Here is a 16,804-nt window from a genome sequence, read left to right on the forward strand (position 1 = left end):
CGCTCCCCCTCTAAGTGGCGTCCTCTACTTTTCGCTCGGCGTCCTTGATCCGCAACTCACCCGACATGAGCTTGGGCAAGAGCGTGTCCCTGAGCTCCACCAACTTGCGACTTTCTCGCTGCCGCGCGGCAGCGAGTTCACTGAGCAAGCTCAGCTTTGCGACCAACTCACCTTGGACTGGCTCCGCCAGGAGCGGGATTTCGAGTTTCTCAAGGCGGTCCGTAACTAGCCGTCCGGTGCCATGCCCCGCCTCGTCTACGAGCGTGAGTATATGCTCCGCTTTGCTGCGAATCGAGTAGAACAAGTAGTACGGGTCGATTCCATCGCGAGCAACCAGAGCTTTACAGTCCTGACCGAAGGCAACTTCCCGCTGAGACATCCCGACCCGGAATTCAGTCTTCAAGCTCATGCCACGAACAACAAAGAGTACAGCATTTCGCTGTACCAGTTTCGTGCCGTTATCCACGCCTTCGCGCGTGACATTACGGTCACTGTGATCCACCCAGGAAGATTTTAGGCTTGCGGCAGAAATCCACGGTATATCTCCGCCCCAGTAACCTGATTCACTTGTTTTGGGTGTGCCACCAGAATGCCAATGCGCCGCGTCGCGGAGCAAAACCGTGCGCGAGACGCGTAAAGATTGCGCCGATAAGTAGTTTGCGTCAGCCAGGCACAAGGAAATCTTCGATATGTGATCATTGGCCGCTACCTTATCGTCCAAAGCTTTTAAGGCGGATGATATTCGCCTTTGCTCGACTAACGACAGGTTGGGCACTTCCAACTCGCGCGCGGCGCCGATATTGAAGTGTTGCTGCACTGCGCCAACCAGTCGCGATGATATGAATCCTCGAGCCACGCCGTTTATGAAGTAGGAGAGGAAATGCGGATCAAGATCTGCATTCGGACGAATGATTACCAAATCCGAACAATTCAACTTGCCAATACCCGCCGGAACTACAGCGGCATCGCCCGGCTTTCCAGTTCGGACAACTACGACGTCGCCTGGCATCAAAGCGGACTTCTTCAATCGATCATGAAAGTCCGCGTCAATGTACTTCACGCCACTCAGATCGATCCGGTGAGGCTTTACGTTCTGCGATCTCAAAAAGGGAATTCCACTAGGCCGATACTCGGCCGCCATCGAGCCGACGTGACCTACCGTCAACGATGCCAGCGTTTCAAGCTTAGGCATGGCAGCAACGTCCTAGCTGAGCACGAACCTCGCGCTCCAGACGCGCTGACTCCTCAAAATGACCGTAGAGCTCTTTCGTCAGCCGCTCGATCTTCACATCGATGGGCTCGACCTCTTCCTCTGCGGCGACGGAACCAACATACCGGCTGGGAGTGAGTACGTAATCGTGGTGCTTTACCTCATCCAAAGACGCTGAGTAGCAGAGGCCGGGAACATCCTCGTACTTCAGCCGCCAGTCGGTCCCACGCCAGGCGTGGTAGATGTCGGCGACCTTCTTGATCTCTTCATTCGACCACTCTTTGAATGTCCGGTCACTCAGCGAACCGAGCTCGCGGGTGTCGATGAAAAGGAACTGTTTCCGCCGATCGGTCAGTTTCTTCGCACCCTGAGACGATTTGTCCTTCGCCAGGAACCACAAACAAGCCGGAATAGTGGTAGACCTGAACATCTGCCCCGGCAACGCGATTAGGCAGGCGACCAAGTCCCGCTCGACCATCATCCGCCGGATGTCGCCTTCACCGGACTGCTTTGACGACATCGAACCGTTCGCCAGAACGATGCCCGCACGGCCCTTCGGCTTGAGCTTGTACGCCATGTGCTGCAGCCAGGCGTAGTTCGCGTTGCCGCGCGGGGGAATTCCATATACCCAGCGAGGGTCGTCGGCGAGTCGATCGCCGCCCCAGTCGGAGATGTTGAACGGCGGGTTGGCAAGCACGACGTCGGCTCGCAGGTCCGGATGGCGATCCTCGAAGAACGTGTCGCCCCACCGGTGCCCCAGATCCGCGCTGATACCGTGAATGGCGAGGTTCATCTTCGCCAGACGCCAAGTGTTCTCATTCAACTCCTGGCCGTAAACGGCGATGTCGATGGCCCTGCCGCCATGTGACTCGATGAACTTCTCTGCCTGGACGAACATGCCGCCGGACCCGCAGCACGGGTCGTAGACGCGCTCCCCCTTGACCGGCTCCAACGTCTCTACCAGCAGTTTAACCACACTTGGTGGCGTGAAGTACTCACCGCCTCGGCGTCCTTCAGCCAGTGCGAATTTGCCAAGGAAGTACTCGTATACCTCACCCAATACATCCCGGGGAGTTTTACGTTCGCCGTTCAGATCCAGCTGGCCGCCGAAGCCGATCCGGCCGATCAGGTCGACCAGCTCAGCCAGCCGCCGTTCGTCGACGCTGCGCCGGTTGAACAAGCCCCGCGGCAGGGCTTCGCGTAGATCCGGGTTGACCTTGCCGAGTGCTTCCATCGCGTTGTCGATGACCTCGCCGACGGTTCGCTCGCCAGGCCGTGGTTTCGCCTGGGCGGACAACGTCTCCCATCGCGCGCTCTCGGGTACCCAGAACACACCCGCGCCGGTGTACTCATCACGGTCCTCCAGCAAACGCGCGGCCGCCTCGCCGGTGATTCCCTCGTCGGCTAGCTCGGCTTCGATGTGTTCGCGGCGGTCGTAGTAGGCGTCCGAGACGTACTTGAGAAAGACCAGGCCCAGGACAAAGTGTTTGTAGTCCGCAGCGTCCATGCTACCGCGAAGCTTGTCCGCGGCCTTCCACAGGATATCCTTCATGTCCTTGGCGTCCGACCGTTTCGCCGGTGCGGCTCGTCGCGCCACCTGCTGCTCCTCGTAATAGTCATCAACTGCCTGGCGGTTCATCATCGCGCGCCTACTCACTGGGTATAGGCGCGACCCGCAGCGCTCCGTCCGCGACCCCAGCGGAAACCACCCTGTCCAGCGTTTCGAGCGCGTCGAGCTTCGCGCGCAACTTCGCCTGACGTTCATCCAGCTCGGCCAGGTAGTTCTCCAGCTCGAGCATCTCGACCGGTGTGAGCACCGGCACGACCATCGCGGACAACGAGACCCGTCGCACCGTCGACCCTGTTTCGCGGCTGGCATTGCGCGGTGCGGACAGCAACCTGGACAGCAAACGAGGTGGGACTCGCTTCTCGAGCGGACCTGCCACGTCCGGCATCGGCCTGACGATCTGGGCAGGAGAAAGCACTACGCCTCCGCCGTGACGGTCCACATAGGTTCGCACGCCGTTCTCGGCGAGGACCACAATATCTCCCGCCTCCGTCCGCTTGTAGTCATTGTCGGCCACCACCAGGAGGTCGACGCCACGAGACCCGTACGGCCGGTCACCGCGCAGCTCGTCAGGGCCGATGATCGGCGCCAGCCCGATCTCGTCCCGGCGTTCAGCGATCTGTTCGGCAGGCAAACGATGGCCGGCCAGGATTTCGGCCACCTCACGTAGCCGCCGTTGGTCGCGATCCGACGGAGCGGCCACGCCATCGAGCGGGAACCGCGCCTCGACTACACCAAGCGCCCTGACCCAGGACTCGTCCCCTAGCAGTTCGTAGACGGATTGCTGTGCCTCCACGGCCCGGACGCTGTGTTCTCTCACCTCGGCGACCGGGGCAAGTTTGTGTGCGGGCAGCCAGCTCTGCGCCAACTTCAACTCGTCCGCGGAGACGAGTCGACATTCATCGCGCGCCACCCTGGCCGGTTCGCGAACGGCCAGGGCTGCACGTTCAGACCAAGTATCACCATGTCGTCGCGCGAGTTTGTCCGCATCGCAGAGCACCACACCGGTTGCAGTGCCCGGCACACCCAGCACCAAGAGCGCAAGCTCGGTGCCGGTACGGAATCGCTGGACCCGGCGAGGCAGCTGTATCACCGCGGTGAGCGCCGCGTTCTGGACAAGCCATCGGCGGTCCTCTATCGCGTCCTGCTGACTGAGCACCCATGTAGGTACCACCACATAGGCCTGCCCACCGTCGACGAGATTGCCGAGCGCAAGCCGCACCCAATCGAGCGGCCCGGCGCCCTGTTGCTTCTTGGAGCGCGTCGTGTACTCGCCTGAAACGAAAGGCGGGTCGAGCACGATCACCTCAGCTGGACTGCCTGGCCACTCATCAAAGCTGTCTTCCGCGAAGACAGTAAGGGCGACTCCGTGACAGAGGGCTCGATGCCGAAGCATCCGGCAGCTGGCTTCGCGGATGTCGGCGGCGGCGATATTGCCTGTAGCACCGGGACTCACCACGCCAAGCAGTAAGCCGCCAGTGCCGGCTGCCGGATCGCAAACGGAACGGGCACCCGGTTTACCCACGAGGTGGGCAACCAGATCGATCACCGCCTGCGGAGTCTGGAAGGTCCGAAGCGTCGCCCCCAGCTGATCGGCGGAGCTGATGAACAGTTCGACGGTCTTGGCCGGCCCGATCGTGCGGCACAGCAGGTCGACCGCTGGAATCAGCCGCACCGCCGGTTCGGGCAGGTCCGCCAGAAGCGGCGTGAAAGCACCGGCAAGGTCCGGGCGCGTGGTTTCGACCCGTGCCGCTTGAAGCGATATCTCCTGCGCGGACGTTGCTAGAGAGCGTTTCAAGGTCCACAGCGCCGCCAATGCGACAGCCAACCGGATGATGGTGTCGCCGTCCAGCGCACCCCGGAGCACTCCGAGCACGCGCAGTTCGAGTCTGGTTCGGAAGACATCACCGTATGTCTGATGCTCACTTTCACCACGGTCGAGCAAGGGACGGTTGTCCAACCACTCGGCGACCTCCAACGCGTGAAACTCCGGCTGCGTCGACGAGCCACCAACGGCCTGTGGAAAATTCTCGTGACGACGGCGCCAGTTACTCACCGTCGGACGTTTGACCTGGGCAAGGTCCGCGATATCGGCCAGTGTGACCAGCTGCGCGGGCTTCATCGCCCACGCCGTTTCGTCACAGGTGGACGCCGCGCCAGCACGTCCCCGACCCCGGGATGGGCTCGTACGTAGGCCGCCATCTCGCCGGAGACGAAACCGATCACGTCACAGATCTGCTCGAACTCCGCGGGAAGGTCGAACTTGTGTATCGGTTCTTGGTGCGAAATCTTGTTGCGCAGCTTGCGCAATGAGTCAAGGGCGCCGTGCAGAGGAGCCGGCTTGCCGTGATAACCGGGAAACGCCCGATGCAGGCAGGGACGCCAGAGGACCATCTCATAATCGTTCCGTTTGGCGAGGAGGCCGACCCAGAATCCCAAGGTGAGGTTCGAAACGACGCCGTCCGGCGTGGCACAGCCGTACTCCCGCATACGTGTCCGCTTAACCTTGGCTATCTCTTCGCGGTCTTGATCCCGCAACTTCTTGCCGAGGACGTCCCACCACCTCGCATCCCCGAAATGCTGGGTGAGCTCGTCGTGGACCGCGTTCCGGACGACGATCTCGAGATAGTGCAGCGGGTAGGAGAAGGCTGCCGCCACCTCTAGGTTCCACTCGTAGAGTGCGAGGGCGAGCACTGGGTCGCCTCCGCAGACCGCAAGGTACTTCTCGCACCGCGGCCCGGAGACTCGGCGCAACCACTCGCCCTCCATGAACTTTCCCCCTGCTGTTTCGTCGTGTACAGTTGCACCTGTAGGTTCCGGTGTTGCCTTCTGCTCAGCATGCGACCCGGGGCATAGCTTGCGAGAAGGGCACCCGGTTCTGTCGGGTGCCCTTCTCCTTTTCCCGACCTGATACAAACTACACCATACTTCTTGCTGCCGCGCAAGACTGATAAGGGGGGTTATCAGCCTTCTTTAAGTTGATGATTGGTGAGGGGATTGTGTGCGCGCTGCTGGCGTAGCCGTGTAAGGCGACTTTGCAAGTCACCCGAGGTGCTATAGCCCGACTAGTTCGCGCCCCCCGCACGGCGGATGATCTTCGCGAGAATTCCGGATAGCACCATCCAGAAGATCGCGGCGATGCTGTAGTTGTCCAGTACGCGGAGTTTGGCGTCTTCGGGCATGAAGAGGTCCTTGAAGGCCGGCAGGAGCCCGTCGGCCCAGCCGCGGACGAACGACATGATGCCCGTTGTCGGGAATCGCTTCGCCGATCACGAAGACGGCGTTTCCGCCTGACGCCCCACGTAATTCGGCACCTGCTTTGCGGTAGTTGCACGCGCAACCACCGCAACCAGGTGCCGAATCGCGTCAGGAGGCGGCGGCCACCAGGGCCGAGTAGGGGCCGCCAGCCGCCAGCAGTTCGGCGTGCGAACCCAGCTCGGTCACCCGGCCGCCCTCGATGACGGCGACCCGGTCCGCCGCGGCCGCGGTGTGCAGCCGGTGCGCGATCGCGATCACCGTCCGCCCTTCGAGCACCGCGCTCAGCGACCGCTCCAGCTCCCGTGCCGAACCCGTGTCCAGCAGTGACGTCGCCTCGTCCAGTACCAGCGTGTGCGGATCGGCCAGCACCACCCGCGCCAGCGCCAGTTGCTGAGCCATCGCCGCGGGGACGGCGACCGCCCCGACCCCGACCTTCGTGTCCAGCCCGTCCGGCAGGCTCGCCACCCACTCCGAAGCCCCGACCGACGCCAGCGCGGCCAGCAGCCGCTCGTCGGTCCAGTCCCCGGAGGGGAGCGTGAGGTTGTCCCGCAGCGTCCCCGCGAACACGTGCTGCTCCTGGGTGAGCAGGAGGACCTCGCCGCGCAGGACGTCGTCCGGCAGCGTCGACACCTCGGCCCCGCCGATCCGCACCGATCCCGACGTCGGCGCGGACATCCCGGCCAGCAGCCGTCCCAGCGTCGACTTGCCCGCCCCGGACGGGCCGACGATCGCCAGTCGTTCCCCGGCGGGCACCCGCAGGTCGATCCCGTGCAGCACCTCGCGGTCCGCGTTGTAGCCGAAGCGCACGTCGCGGACCTCGATGTCCTGACCGCGCGGAGCCTCCGAAACCGAACCCGCCGAGGGAGACGGCCGCACCCCCAGCAGCCGTCGCAGCGAGGCCCCGGCGACCTGCATGTCCGCGAGCCAGAACAGTGCCTCGTTCAGCGGACCGGTCATGACCTGCGAATACAGCAGCATCGCGGTGATCGTGCCGAGCCCTTCCCAGCCGTTCGAGTAGGCGAGCAGGCCCAGCCCGAGCATCACCGGCACCGGCAGCACGTAGCTGATCTCCAGCGACGGGATCCACCGCATCTGCAGCGCCCGGATCTTGCGTTCGCCCAGCATCGCCTCGTCGAGACCGTCGTCCCCGGCGCGGACGCGGCGGCCGGTCAGGTTCAGCGCCTCGGCCGTCCGCGCGCCCTCCGCGGTCTCGTGCGTGGTGGACTGCAACTCGGCCCACCGGTCCAGCATCCGCCGCATCACGTCCGGGATCCGCCGCTGGTACCAGATGTTCACCGGCACCAGCAGCGGCAGCGCGACCAGCAGGCCCAGCGCCAGGAACGGCGACGTGATCACCATCGCCACCACCGTGAACACCACCGTGACGGCGGCGATCAGGATCTCCGGCGCGCCGAACCGCACCGCGTGGTCGATGCGGCTGACGTCGGTGGTGGCCCGGCTGAGCAGGTCACCGGTACCCGCGGCCTCGACCGTCCCGAGCGGCAGGTTCAGCGCGTTCCCGACGAACTCCTCGCGGTTGTTCGCCAGGATCCGTTCGCCGAACACCCGCGCGCGCAGCCGCGCCAGGCCCTTGAACCAGGCCTGCGCGCCCAGTACGACCACGAACCCGATCGCCAGGAGCGTGATCGTGGCGGTCGTCGTACCTTCGACGACCTCGTCCACCAGCGCGCCCAGCAGCCGCGGCCCGGCCAGCCCGATCGCGGTCGCGACGCAGAACAGCCCGAGCATCACGGAGAACTCGCGCTTGTTGTCGCGCGCGGTCTCCCTTATCCATCGTCGAACGTCTTTCCTGTCTGCCAAAGGCAGCTTTTTCATGCCGGTACTTTCGTACTCACGACCACATCGGCCACATGTGTCCACAGTGGACTCTGACTGAACACGACGGTGGTCTTGCCGCGCCGCAGCTTCGCGACGCGTTCGGTTATGCGGGCTTCGGTATGCGCGTCGACGGCCGAGGTCGGCTCGTCGAGCAGCAGGACGTCGGCGTCGGTCGCCAGCGCGCGGGCCAGGTTCAGCCGCTGCCGCTGGCCACCGGAGACCTCACGTCCGCGTTCGCCGATCACCTCGTCGACGCCCTTGGGCAGCGCGTCCACGATGTCCTCGGCGTCCGCCGCGTACAGCGCTTCGGTGATCTCGACGTCGCCGGGCTCGGCGGGGGCGACCTGTTCGCGCAGCACCCCGGAGAACCAGATGTCCTGGTTGTGCGCGTAGACCACCCGCCGCCGCAGCTCGCCGAGGGCGACCCGGTCCACCGGGACCCCGCTGACCAGGGCAGGTTCACCCGGATCGGTGAACCGCGCCATCCGCGAGGCCACCGCTTCGGCGTCCGCCCCGACGTCGATGACGGTCAGTTTCCCGGCCTCGGCCTTGATCCCGGACGTCTCGTCGAACAGGTCCAGCGGGCCTTCCGGCAGCGGCACCGGGTTCTCCGGTTCGGCGAGCGTGCGTTCGGTGGACAGCAGTTTGCACACCTTCCGCGCCGAAACCAGCGCGGCGCTCAGCACGCCGGCGAACTCGGTCGCCGTCGTCACCGGGATCACCAGGAACACCGAGACGCCGTAGAACGTGATCAGCTCGCCGACGCCGATGGTGCCGTTGATCGCCAGCTGCGCGCCCAGCCAAGTGATGACCACCGTGACCAGGCCCGGCAGCGCGACCTCCGCCGCCGAAAGCCACGCCTCGCTGCGTCCGACCTGCACACCGGCCGACCGGACCCGCTGGCTGGAGCGGCGGAAGCGGTCGAGGAACTGCTTCTCGCCGCCGACGCCGCGGAGGATCCGCAGGCCGGAGACGATGTCCGCGGCCAGCGCGTTGACCGCGGTCTTCTCCTCGCGCTGCTTCGTCTGGCGTTTCTCCAGCGGCTTCAGCAGCGGGCCGATGCCGACCACCGCCAGCGGGACGCCGACCAGCGCGACCACGCCGAGCAGCGGGGACGTCGTCAGCAGCGCCGTCGCGCACACGATGAACGCGATCAGCGAACCGAAGGCCCGCCCGAGCACCTCGAAGGAGTCACCGATCGGATTGATGTCGCTGGTGGTGATGGCGACGACGTCACCGGTGGTGGTCGTGTCCCGCAGGTTCGCGCCCAGTTTCGCGGCGTGCTCGGTGGCCAGGCGCTGAGTGACCCCGGCGCCGTGGATCCAGCAGCCGTAGGACGCGAAGTGCTGCACCGTGCCCGCGAGCGTCTGCGCGATCCCGAGCCCGGCGGCCGTGAGACCCCACAGCCAGACCGAGTCGCCGTCGCCGCGGCCGATCGCGTCGATGCCCCGGCCGATCGCGACCGGCAGCAGGGCGATCGGCAGCGACCACAGCGCGCCGCTGATCGCCGACACGGCGAGCAGCCCCGGGCGCGCGAGCATCATCGTGACCAGGTATCGCCAGGCGGTCGGCTTGGCGGGCAGCCGCAGTCGCGGAAGGGGATATGTGGCGGAAAGCACGATTGTCGACGGTAAGCGGATCACCGTCGCCGGCGCGACCGATTTATCCGTGGGCGACCGAGAGGTGAACAACCCTCTCCCTTATTCTGGCGGCCGTGGCGAACCCTGAGGTTGACACCGTGACCAGCATTGTTGACACCATTGAACGCGCCGAAGCGACCCCGGAACAGACCCAGCCCTACGTCGAACTCGGCCTGGCCGACGACGAGTACGCCCGGATCCGGGAGATCCTCGGCCGCCGTCCGACCGACGCCGAACTGGCGATGTACTCGGTGATGTGGAGCGAGCACTGCTCGTACAAGTCCTCGAAGAAGCACCTGCGCTACTTCGGCGAGACGGCCACTCCCGAGATGAAGGAGAAGATGCTCGCGGGCATCGGCGAAAACGCGGGCGTCGTCGACATCGGCGAGGGCTGGGCGGTCACCTTCAAGGTCGAGAGCCACAACCACCCGTCCTACGTGGAGCCGTACCAGGGCGCCGCGACCGGCGTCGGCGGCATCGTGCGCGACATCATGGCGATGGGCGCGCGCCCGCTCGCGGTGGCGGACGCGCTGCGCTTCGGCCCGGCCGACGCGGCCGATACCCGCCGCGTGTTGCCCGGGGTGGTCGCCGGTGTCGGCGGCTACGGCAACTGTCTCGGCCTGCCCAACATCGGCGGCGAGCTCGTGTTCGACCCGAGCTACTCCGGCAACCCGCTGGTCAACGCCCTGTGCGTCGGCGCGATGCGCGTCGAGGACCTGCACCTGGCCTTCGCCTCCGGCAAGGGCAACAAGATCATCCTGTTCGGCGCGCGCACCGGCCTCGACGGCATCGGCGGCGTGTCCGTGCTCGCGAGTGACACCTTCTCCGGCGACGAATCCTCGGGCGGCCGCAAGAAGCTGCCCAGCGTCCAGGTCGGCGACCCGTTCACCGAGAAGGTGCTCATCGAGTGCTGTCTCGAACTGTTCGCGCAGAAGCTCGTCGTCGGCATCCAGGACCTCGGCGGCGCCGGGCTCTCCTGCGCGACGTCGGAGCTCGCGGCCGCCGGTGACGGCGGCATGCACATCTACCTCGACCGGGTTCCGTTGCGCGCCACCGGGATGACCCCGGCGGAGGTGCTCTCCAGCGAGTCGCAGGAACGCATGTGCGCGGTCGTCTCGCCGGAGAACGTCGAGGCGTTCATGAAGGTCTGCGAGAAGTGGGACGTCATCGCCACCGACATCGGCGAGGTCACCGACGGCGAGCACCTGGTCATCACCTGGAACGACGAGGTCGTCGTCGACGTTCCGGCGCACACCGTGGCGCACCAGGGCCCGGTGTACGACCGCCCGATCCAGCGTCCGTCCACACAGGACGCCCTGCAGGCCGACACCTCGGCGAAGCTGCCACGTCCGTCCACTTCGGACGAACTGCGCGCCGACGTGCTCAAGCTGATCTCGTCGCCGAACCAGGCGTCGAAGGAATGGGTGACCTCCCAGTACGACCGCTACGTGCGCGGCAACACCGTGTCCGCGCAGCCGTCGGACTCCGGGGTCATCCGGATCGACGAGTCGACCGGCCGCGGTGTCGCCGTCTCGACCGACTGCAACAGCAAGTTCGTCTTCCTCGACCCGTACGAGGGCGCGAAGCTCGCGCTGGCCGAGGCGTACCGCAACGTCGCCACCAGCGGCGCGAAGCCGGTCGCGGTGTCGGACTGCCTGAACTTCGGCGCGCCGACCGACCCGGGCGTGATGTGGCAGTTCGAGCAGGCCGTGCACGGGCTGGCCGACGGCTGTGTCGAGCTCGGCATCCCGGTCACCGGCGGCAACGTCAGCTTCTTCAACCAGACCGGTGACGTGGCCATCCTGCCGACGCCGGTGGTCGGCGTGCTCGGCGTGATCGACGACGTCACCCGCCGCATCCCGACCGGTATCGGTGCCGAGGCCGGGGAAACCCTGCTGCTGCTGGGCGAGACCCACGACGAACTGGACGGTTCCGCCTGGGCGCGCGAACTGCACGGCCACCTCGGCGGCCGTCCGCCTCGCGTGGACCTGGCGCGCGAGAAGCTGCTCGCCGACATCCTCATCGCCGGTTCGCGCGACGGCATGATCTCCGCCGCGCACGACATCTCCGACGGCGGCCTGATCCAGACGCTCGTCGAGACCGTCCTCATCGGACAGTGCGGTGCCCGGGTCTTCCTCGACTCGGAGCAGGACCCGTTCGTGCAGCTGTTCTCCGAGTCCGCGGGCCGGGTGCTGGTCGCCGTGCCGCGCACCGAGGAACTGCGGTTCACCGAGATGCTGACCGCGCGCGGCCTGCCGTGGCGCAAGACCGGTGTGGTGGACCCGGAGTCGGGTTCGCTCGAACTCCAGGGCATCACGGAGTTCACGCTGGACGAGCTCCGGGAGACCTGGGAGAAGACCCTCCCGGCCCTGTTCGACTGAGCGGCTGAAGGACGCTTTCCCCGCATAAGACGCGGCGAAGGACGCTTTCCTCCCATCACATGCGGGGAAAGCGTCCTTCAGCCGTCTTTGGGCAGCACCGAACCCGCCGGGAACTTCGCGCCTTCCAGCGACGGAGGCTCCGCGAAAGTAGCTTCACTGAAGTCGACAGGTTTCTCGACGACCGTGCCGGCCAGTGACACCTTCCGCTCGAACCTCGCCCGCGTGAGCTCGAATTCGCCGTGGATCGTCACGTTCTCCAGCAGGAATTTCCCGGAGAGCTGGGCGTCGGTGAGGTCGAGATACGTCAGCACCTCGCAGCGATCCGCGCCGAACCAGCCGACCCGCCTGCCGAGCAGCCCCAGTTTGTCGAGCCGGGCGTCGCTGAGGTTGAGCGAAAGCGTCGGCCCGGTGGTCCCGGCGTGGGGAAGGATGTCCCGGATCAGCCGTTCTGCCGCGCGGCGGACCAGCCGCTCGCGTTCCGCGGCCGCTTCGTCTTCCGGATCCCACTTGTCGGTCTTGCCCGCCGCCAAATCGAACTTCGGATGCTCGAACGGCCGCCGAAGGTAGGCGCACAGCACGTCGAGCACCGTCTGCCGGTACTCCGGACGCGTCCTGGCCAGCCCGGCGAGTGAATGCATCGCCCCGACCCGGACCTGGTCGGCCTCGTTGCCCAGCAGTTCGATCGACTTGGCGAAGCGTTCGTCGGAGATCCGGCTGCGCTCGATCTCGTGCCGGTCTTCTTCCGTGCGCCGCCGCCGGTCGTTGAGCCAGAGCCCGTAGAGCGCGGCGATCGCGCCGCCGGCGAGGGCGCCGGTCTTGAGCGCGTCGCCGCGGCTCGTCGCGCGATCGGTGAGCAGCCAGGCGGTGACCCCGACGAGCACCGCGACCGAGGACAGCAACGTCCACAGCAGCGGTGACTTGAACAGTCTTCTCATGCTCCCGGCACCCTGATCCGCGCCCGCCCGTCGGAGAACGGTTCGACGATCCAGCCCTCCGGGAGGTCGTGGTCCCGGCCTGGTTCCACCATCGTGTTGTACAACGACACCGTCTTCGGCGGCTCGCGGAACTTCAGGTCCGCGAAGCCTTCGAACCGGGCACGGTCCAGATCCAAGGTCAGCTCGAACTCCGCGTCGGTGAAGACCACGCTCTTCTTGAACGAACTGTCCTTGAAGGACGTCTCACTGCCGAACTTCGTACCGGTGAACTCGGCGTCCTCGGAGAATTGCACCCCGCTGAACCACGCCCGCTGCGTGAACTTGGCCTGATTGCACCGGAAATAGCCGATCCGCTTGTCCGTGGCGGTACCGGCGCCGGTCAGGTAGACCGGCCCGAGGAACACGCAGCCGGACAGGTTCGTGCTGCTGTACAGCCCGCCGTAGCGGAGCAGCAGCTTGCCGACCTTCCGGTGTGACAGGTCGAAGTACTCCAGTACCGCGCCGGTCAGGTCGAGGTCGTAGCCGGGAGTCCCTTCGGAGTCCGCGGCGGGGAGCAGGTCCCCGATGAGCCGCTGCGCGGTCTGCCGCACCTGGAGCTCTTGCTCCTGCTCCGGGGTCCCGGCCTCCGGCCGCGTGTTCCCCGGCCGTTTCGCGTCGTCGGAGTACCGCGGATGCTCGAACGGCCGCCGCAGGTACGAGCACAGGATGTCCAGCACCGTCTGCGTGTAGATCTTCCGCCCGCGCGCGAGACCGGCCAGCGCGTGCAGGGCCCCCACCCGAACCTGGTCGGCGTCGTGCCCGAGCAGTTCGACGGCCTTCGCGAACCGTTCGTCCGAGATCCGGTCGCGGTCCTGGTCGGCCCGCCGCAGTTCGAGTTCCTGCCGCTGCCGCTCGACCTCCTGCCGCCGCTCCTCGACCCGGCGCCGCCTGTCGTTGAGCCACAACGCGTACAGCGCGACGATGGCGCCCCCGGCGATGCCGCCGGTTTTCAACGCCTCGCTGCGGCTGGTCGCCGGATCGGTCAGCAACCAGCCGCCGACGGCGAGCAGCAGCACGAGCGAGACGAAAAACGTCCAGAGCAGCGGGGAACGGAGGAACTTCTTCATCGGCCCTTGGAAACGAGCAGCGAACCGATGCAGTAGGAACCATCCGGCTGACCCTGCGAGAACACCGTCCCCTTGGCGTCCGAGCCCTCGACCGTGCCGGTGATCTCGGCCATCACCAGGTTGCTGGTCCCGGTGGTCTTCTTGATCTGGGCCTGCGAACCGGCCGGCAGGAAGACGTCGATCACCGCGTCCATGTTCGCCCGCCGGTTCTCACAGGCCAGGGCGATCGCGCCGGGCTTGTCACTCGCGGCGATCTTGTCGAGGAAGTCCTGAATGACCTGAACGCCCTTGGGGTCACCGGAACTGCCACCGCTCTCGGTGCTCCTCGGGCTGCTCTTGGGAGCGCTCGACTTCGGGCTGCTCTTCGGCGCGGAGGTCGGCGCCTGCTCGGACGACGCGGGCGGCGGCGCGGCCGTGTTGTTGCCTTCGTCCTTGCTGAGCAGGAAGCCCGGCGCGACGAAACCGGTGACACCGAAGGCGATCAGCACGACGACGCCGATCACGATCCCGATGATCAGCCCGGTCTTGCTCTTCTTCGGCGGCGCGGGCGGGCCGCCGTAACCCTGCGGGTAGCCCGGGTTGTTCGGGTCCCAGCCCTGCTGCGGTTGCTGCTGCTGCGGATACTGCTGGGTCTGGTCCCAGCCCTGCTGCTGGTACTGCTGGGTCTGGTCCCAACCCTGCTGCGGCTGCTGGCCGTACTGCTGAGGCTGACCGTACTGCTGGGTCTGGTCCCAGCCACCGGGCTGCTGTCCCTGGGGGTCCTGGCCGTAGGGCTGGCCTGGCTGGGGTGGGTAGGTCATCGGTCTCGCCTTCCGTACTGGGGCCTGAGGCTTCAGATCAGACGACCGGCGGTCAGCGCTGGTTCCGGATCCGCTCGTGCCAGGGATTTCGTGGGCATTCTGCCCGGAAGGTACCTTGCGTCGAAAGCGGCGCGCGAAAACGGCTCCCGGCCGAGGCCGGGAGCCGTTTCTTCACGGAATGCGCAGCTCAGCCGTTGGCCAGTGCCTGCAGACGGTCGTAGGCGCCGTTGAAGGTGTTCTGGTCGAGCGGGCTGGAGGTGTACTGCCACACGGTGTAGAAGCCCCAGCCGTAGGGCAGCGTGCCCACGGACGAGGCGTATCGCGCGATCCACAGCGGGACCGTGCCGCCGAAGTTCTGCGACGAGCCGACACAGGTGCTCCACCAGCTCGTCGAGGTGTAGATGACGGGCCAGCGGCCGGTGCGCTGCTGGTAGCGGTCGTGGAACGCCCGGATCCACGCCCCCATGGCCGACTGGCTCAGGCCGTAACAGGTGGCGCCGTACGGGTTGTACTCCATGTCCAGCGCGCCCGGCAGCGTCTTGCCGTCCTTGGACCAGCCGCCGCCGTTGTTGACGAAGTAGTCCGCCTGCGCCGCGCCGCCGGAGACGTTGGGCAGGGCGAAGTGGTAGGCGCCGCGGATGAAGCCCTGGTTGTACGAACCGTTGTACTGCTGCGCGAAGTACGGGTTCTTGTAGCTCGTGCCTTCGGTGGCCTTCGTCCACACGAAACGCTTGCCCTGACCCCACCAGTAGGCCCAGTCGACGTTCTGCTGGTAGCTGGCGACGTCCATGCCGGCGACCGTCGCGAGCACGCCGGCCTCAGGCTGCGGACGGGCGGCCTTCTCCTTGGATTCCGGGGTGGAGGTGTCGCCCTCCACACGCCGGATCTGCGATCCGATCGTGTGGTCGTTCTTCTGGAGGTCCTGTTCGATCGACATGACCTCGGGGGACGGGGCGGCCGACGCCTGGACCGCGCTGCTGAGCAGGAGCAGCGCGGAGCCGACGGCGATGGCGATTCTTCGGGAAGTGCGCATACGACAATCCCTTCACGGATAACCCTCGCTGAGGACGGCTAACTTGCAGGTGGTAGCCGTCCGGGCACGATTGTTGACGACGGGCGCCGGGTTTGTCACTAACTTCCGTGAAATTCGTACTACACGTGGGTGATTTTCATTTCCATGTTGACGGTGTTTTGTGATCTTGTAACACCCGGTCGGGGGATCCCTCAGCCGATCGACAGCGCCCGCACGCGATCTTCCGCGCCGTTGAACCAGTTCTGGTCGCCGGGCAGGCTGCCCTTGTTCGAGAACTGCCAGATGGTGTGGGTCTTCCAGCTCGCCGGCAGCTCACCGATCTCCGTGTTGTAGCGCGCGATCCACAACGGGTTCTGCCAGAACACGTTGCTGTTGCCGGTACAGCGCTTCCACCAGCTCGTCGACGTGTAGATCGCCGGATGCCGCCCGGTGCGGTGCAGATAGGCCGTGGCGAACGACGCCATCCACGCCACCATCTGCGCGGGTGTCTTGCCGTAACACGTTTCGCCGTACGGGTTGTATTCGACGTCGAGCGCGCCCGGCAGCGTCTTGCCGTCGCCGGACCAGCCGCCGCCGTGGTCGACGAAGTAGTGCGCCTGCGCGGCGCCGTCCGAGACGTCGGGGCGCGCGAAGTGGTACGAGCCGCGGATCATGCCGACACCGTAGGAACCGTTGTACTGCTGGGGAAAACGCGGATTGACGAAGCCGGTGCCCTCGGTCGCCTTCACGTAGACGAACTTCGCGCCGGTCCTCGACGCGGCGGGCCAGTCGACGTCGCCCTGATGACCGCTGACGTCATGGCCGAGCGTCTGCGCTTCGCCGCCGTACAGCGGCCCCACCGACACCTCGACACCCTCGTGCAGCGCGATCTGTGAACCGGCGTAGTGCTCCTCGGCCCCGTCGTATCTGGGCCCGCCTTCACGCGCGACGGCGGGGGTCTGCGCGAGCAGCAGAACCCCCGCCGCGAGGACGGCCCCCCAGCCTTTCGAACACACTCTGCGACTCATCACGTCGCCACGATCCCCCGGGAAAAGG

12 protein-coding genes and 1 pseudogene are annotated in these 16,804 nt (G+C 66.0%); 1 reads left to right on the forward strand and 12 read right to left on the reverse strand.

Annotated elements, in window-relative coordinates:
• Positions 1-10 precede the first annotated feature (10 nt).
• The 7 genes and pseudogenes from IE302_RS22555 to IE302_RS22585 form a co-directional block, all read right to left on the reverse strand.
• Positions 11-1,192 (reverse strand): restriction endonuclease subunit S, encoded by a 1,182-nt coding sequence (locus tag IE302_RS22555; RefSeq protein WP_191256484.1) that lies wholly within the window; start codon positions 1,190-1,192, stop codon positions 11-13.
• Positions 1,185-2,852, reverse strand: coding sequence for a class I SAM-dependent DNA methyltransferase (locus IE302_RS22560; protein ID WP_229907902.1), 1,668 nt, complete (start codon positions 2,850-2,852; stop codon positions 1,185-1,187). Before IE302_RS22560 ends, IE302_RS22555 begins: the two co-directional genes overlap by 8 nt.
• A 7-nt stretch (positions 2,853-2,859) precedes the next feature.
• On the reverse strand, positions 2,860-4,899 hold the full coding sequence (locus tag IE302_RS22565) for an N-6 DNA methylase (RefSeq protein WP_191256485.1): 2,040 nt from the start codon (positions 4,897-4,899) through the stop codon (positions 2,860-2,862).
• Complete coding sequence (locus tag IE302_RS22570) at positions 4,896-5,546, reverse strand: hypothetical protein (RefSeq protein WP_191256486.1); 651 nt, start codon at positions 5,544-5,546, stop codon at positions 4,896-4,898. The genes IE302_RS22565 and IE302_RS22570 overlap by 4 nt, the downstream gene beginning before the upstream one ends.
• Before the next feature lie 296 nt (positions 5,547-5,842).
• Positions 5,843-6,062: pseudogene (locus tag IE302_RS22575) on the reverse strand (hypothetical protein); the annotation flags it as partial.
• Positions 6,063-6,143: 81 nt separating this feature from the next.
• Positions 6,144-7,871, reverse strand: a complete 1,728-nt coding sequence (locus IE302_RS22580) for an ABC transporter ATP-binding protein (RefSeq protein ID WP_191256487.1) — start codon at positions 7,869-7,871, stop codon at positions 6,144-6,146.
• Positions 7,868-9,493, reverse strand: a complete 1,626-nt coding sequence (locus IE302_RS22585; protein WP_191256488.1) for an ABC transporter ATP-binding protein — start codon at positions 9,491-9,493, stop codon at positions 7,868-7,870. Before IE302_RS22585 ends, IE302_RS22580 begins: the two co-directional genes overlap by 4 nt.
• Positions 9,494-9,612: 119 nt before the next feature.
• Between IE302_RS22585 and purL the strand changes: the two genes are divergently transcribed.
• On the forward strand, positions 9,613-11,895 hold the full coding sequence (gene purL, locus IE302_RS22590) for a phosphoribosylformylglycinamidine synthase subunit PurL (protein ID WP_191256489.1): 2,283 nt from the start codon (positions 9,613-9,615) through the stop codon (positions 11,893-11,895).
• Between the two features lie 77 nt (positions 11,896-11,972).
• Here purL and IE302_RS22595 read toward each other — a convergent pair whose 3' ends face one another.
• The 5 genes from IE302_RS22595 to IE302_RS22615 all read right to left on the reverse strand — a co-directional run bounded on the left by IE302_RS22595 (position 11,973) and on the right by IE302_RS22615 (position 16,776).
• Positions 11,973-12,830: a pentapeptide repeat-containing protein gene (locus IE302_RS22595; RefSeq protein ID WP_191256490.1), complete on the reverse strand. Its 858-nt coding sequence runs from the start codon at positions 12,828-12,830 to the stop codon at positions 11,973-11,975.
• A complete protein-coding gene (locus IE302_RS22600) occupies positions 12,827-13,936 on the reverse strand; it encodes a pentapeptide repeat-containing protein (RefSeq protein WP_191256491.1) in 1,110 nt (369 codons plus the stop codon). Before IE302_RS22600 ends, IE302_RS22595 begins: the two co-directional genes overlap by 4 nt.
• Positions 13,933-14,736, reverse strand: coding sequence for a Twin-arginine translocation protein TatA (locus tag IE302_RS22605; protein ID WP_191256492.1), 804 nt, complete (start codon positions 14,734-14,736; stop codon positions 13,933-13,935). Before IE302_RS22605 ends, IE302_RS22600 begins: the two co-directional genes overlap by 4 nt.
• 187 nt (positions 14,737-14,923) lie before the next feature.
• Positions 14,924-15,769, reverse strand: a complete 846-nt coding sequence (locus tag IE302_RS22610) for a lysozyme (protein WP_191256493.1) — start codon at positions 15,767-15,769, stop codon at positions 14,924-14,926.
• Between the two features lie 191 nt (positions 15,770-15,960).
• Entirely contained in the window at positions 15,961-16,776 is an 816-nt protein-coding gene (locus tag IE302_RS22615; RefSeq protein ID WP_191256913.1) for a lysozyme, read from the reverse strand.
• Positions 16,777-16,804 lie beyond the last annotated feature (28 nt).

The sequence above is a fragment of the Amycolatopsis oliviviridis genome, from assembly GCF_014654365.1.
GTDB lineage: Bacteria > Actinomycetota > Actinomycetes > Mycobacteriales > Pseudonocardiaceae > Amycolatopsis > Amycolatopsis oliviviridis.

Coding starts and splice junctions, on each gene's coding strand:
- IE302_RS22555 (WP_191256484.1), bottom strand. CDS start 1,192: ATGCCTAAGCTTGAAACGCTGGCATCGTTGACGGTAGGTCACGTCGGC.
- IE302_RS22560 (WP_229907902.1), bottom strand. CDS start 2,852: ATGATGAACCGCCAGGCAGTTGATGACTATTACGAGGAGCAGCAGGTG.
- IE302_RS22565 (WP_191256485.1), bottom strand. CDS start 4,899: ATGAAGCCCGCGCAGCTGGTCACACTGGCCGATATCGCGGACCTTGCC.
- IE302_RS22600 (WP_191256491.1), bottom strand. CDS start 13,936: ATGAAGAAGTTCCTCCGTTCCCCGCTGCTCTGGACGTTTTTCGTCTCG.
- IE302_RS22595 (WP_191256490.1), bottom strand. CDS start 12,830: ATGAGAAGACTGTTCAAGTCACCGCTGCTGTGGACGTTGCTGTCCTCG.
- IE302_RS22570 (WP_191256486.1), bottom strand. CDS start 5,546: ATGGAGGGCGAGTGGTTGCGCCGAGTCTCCGGGCCGCGGTGCGAGAAG.
- IE302_RS22610 (WP_191256493.1), bottom strand. CDS start 15,769: ATGCGCACTTCCCGAAGAATCGCCATCGCCGTCGGCTCCGCGCTGCTC.
- IE302_RS22580 (WP_191256487.1), bottom strand. CDS start 7,871: ATGAAAAAGCTGCCTTTGGCAGACAGGAAAGACGTTCGACGATGGATA.
- IE302_RS22605 (WP_191256492.1), bottom strand. CDS start 14,736: ATGACCTACCCACCCCAGCCAGGCCAGCCCTACGGCCAGGACCCCCAG.
- IE302_RS22615 (WP_191256913.1), bottom strand. CDS start 16,776: ATGAGTCGCAGAGTGTGTTCGAAAGGCTGGGGGGCCGTCCTCGCGGCG.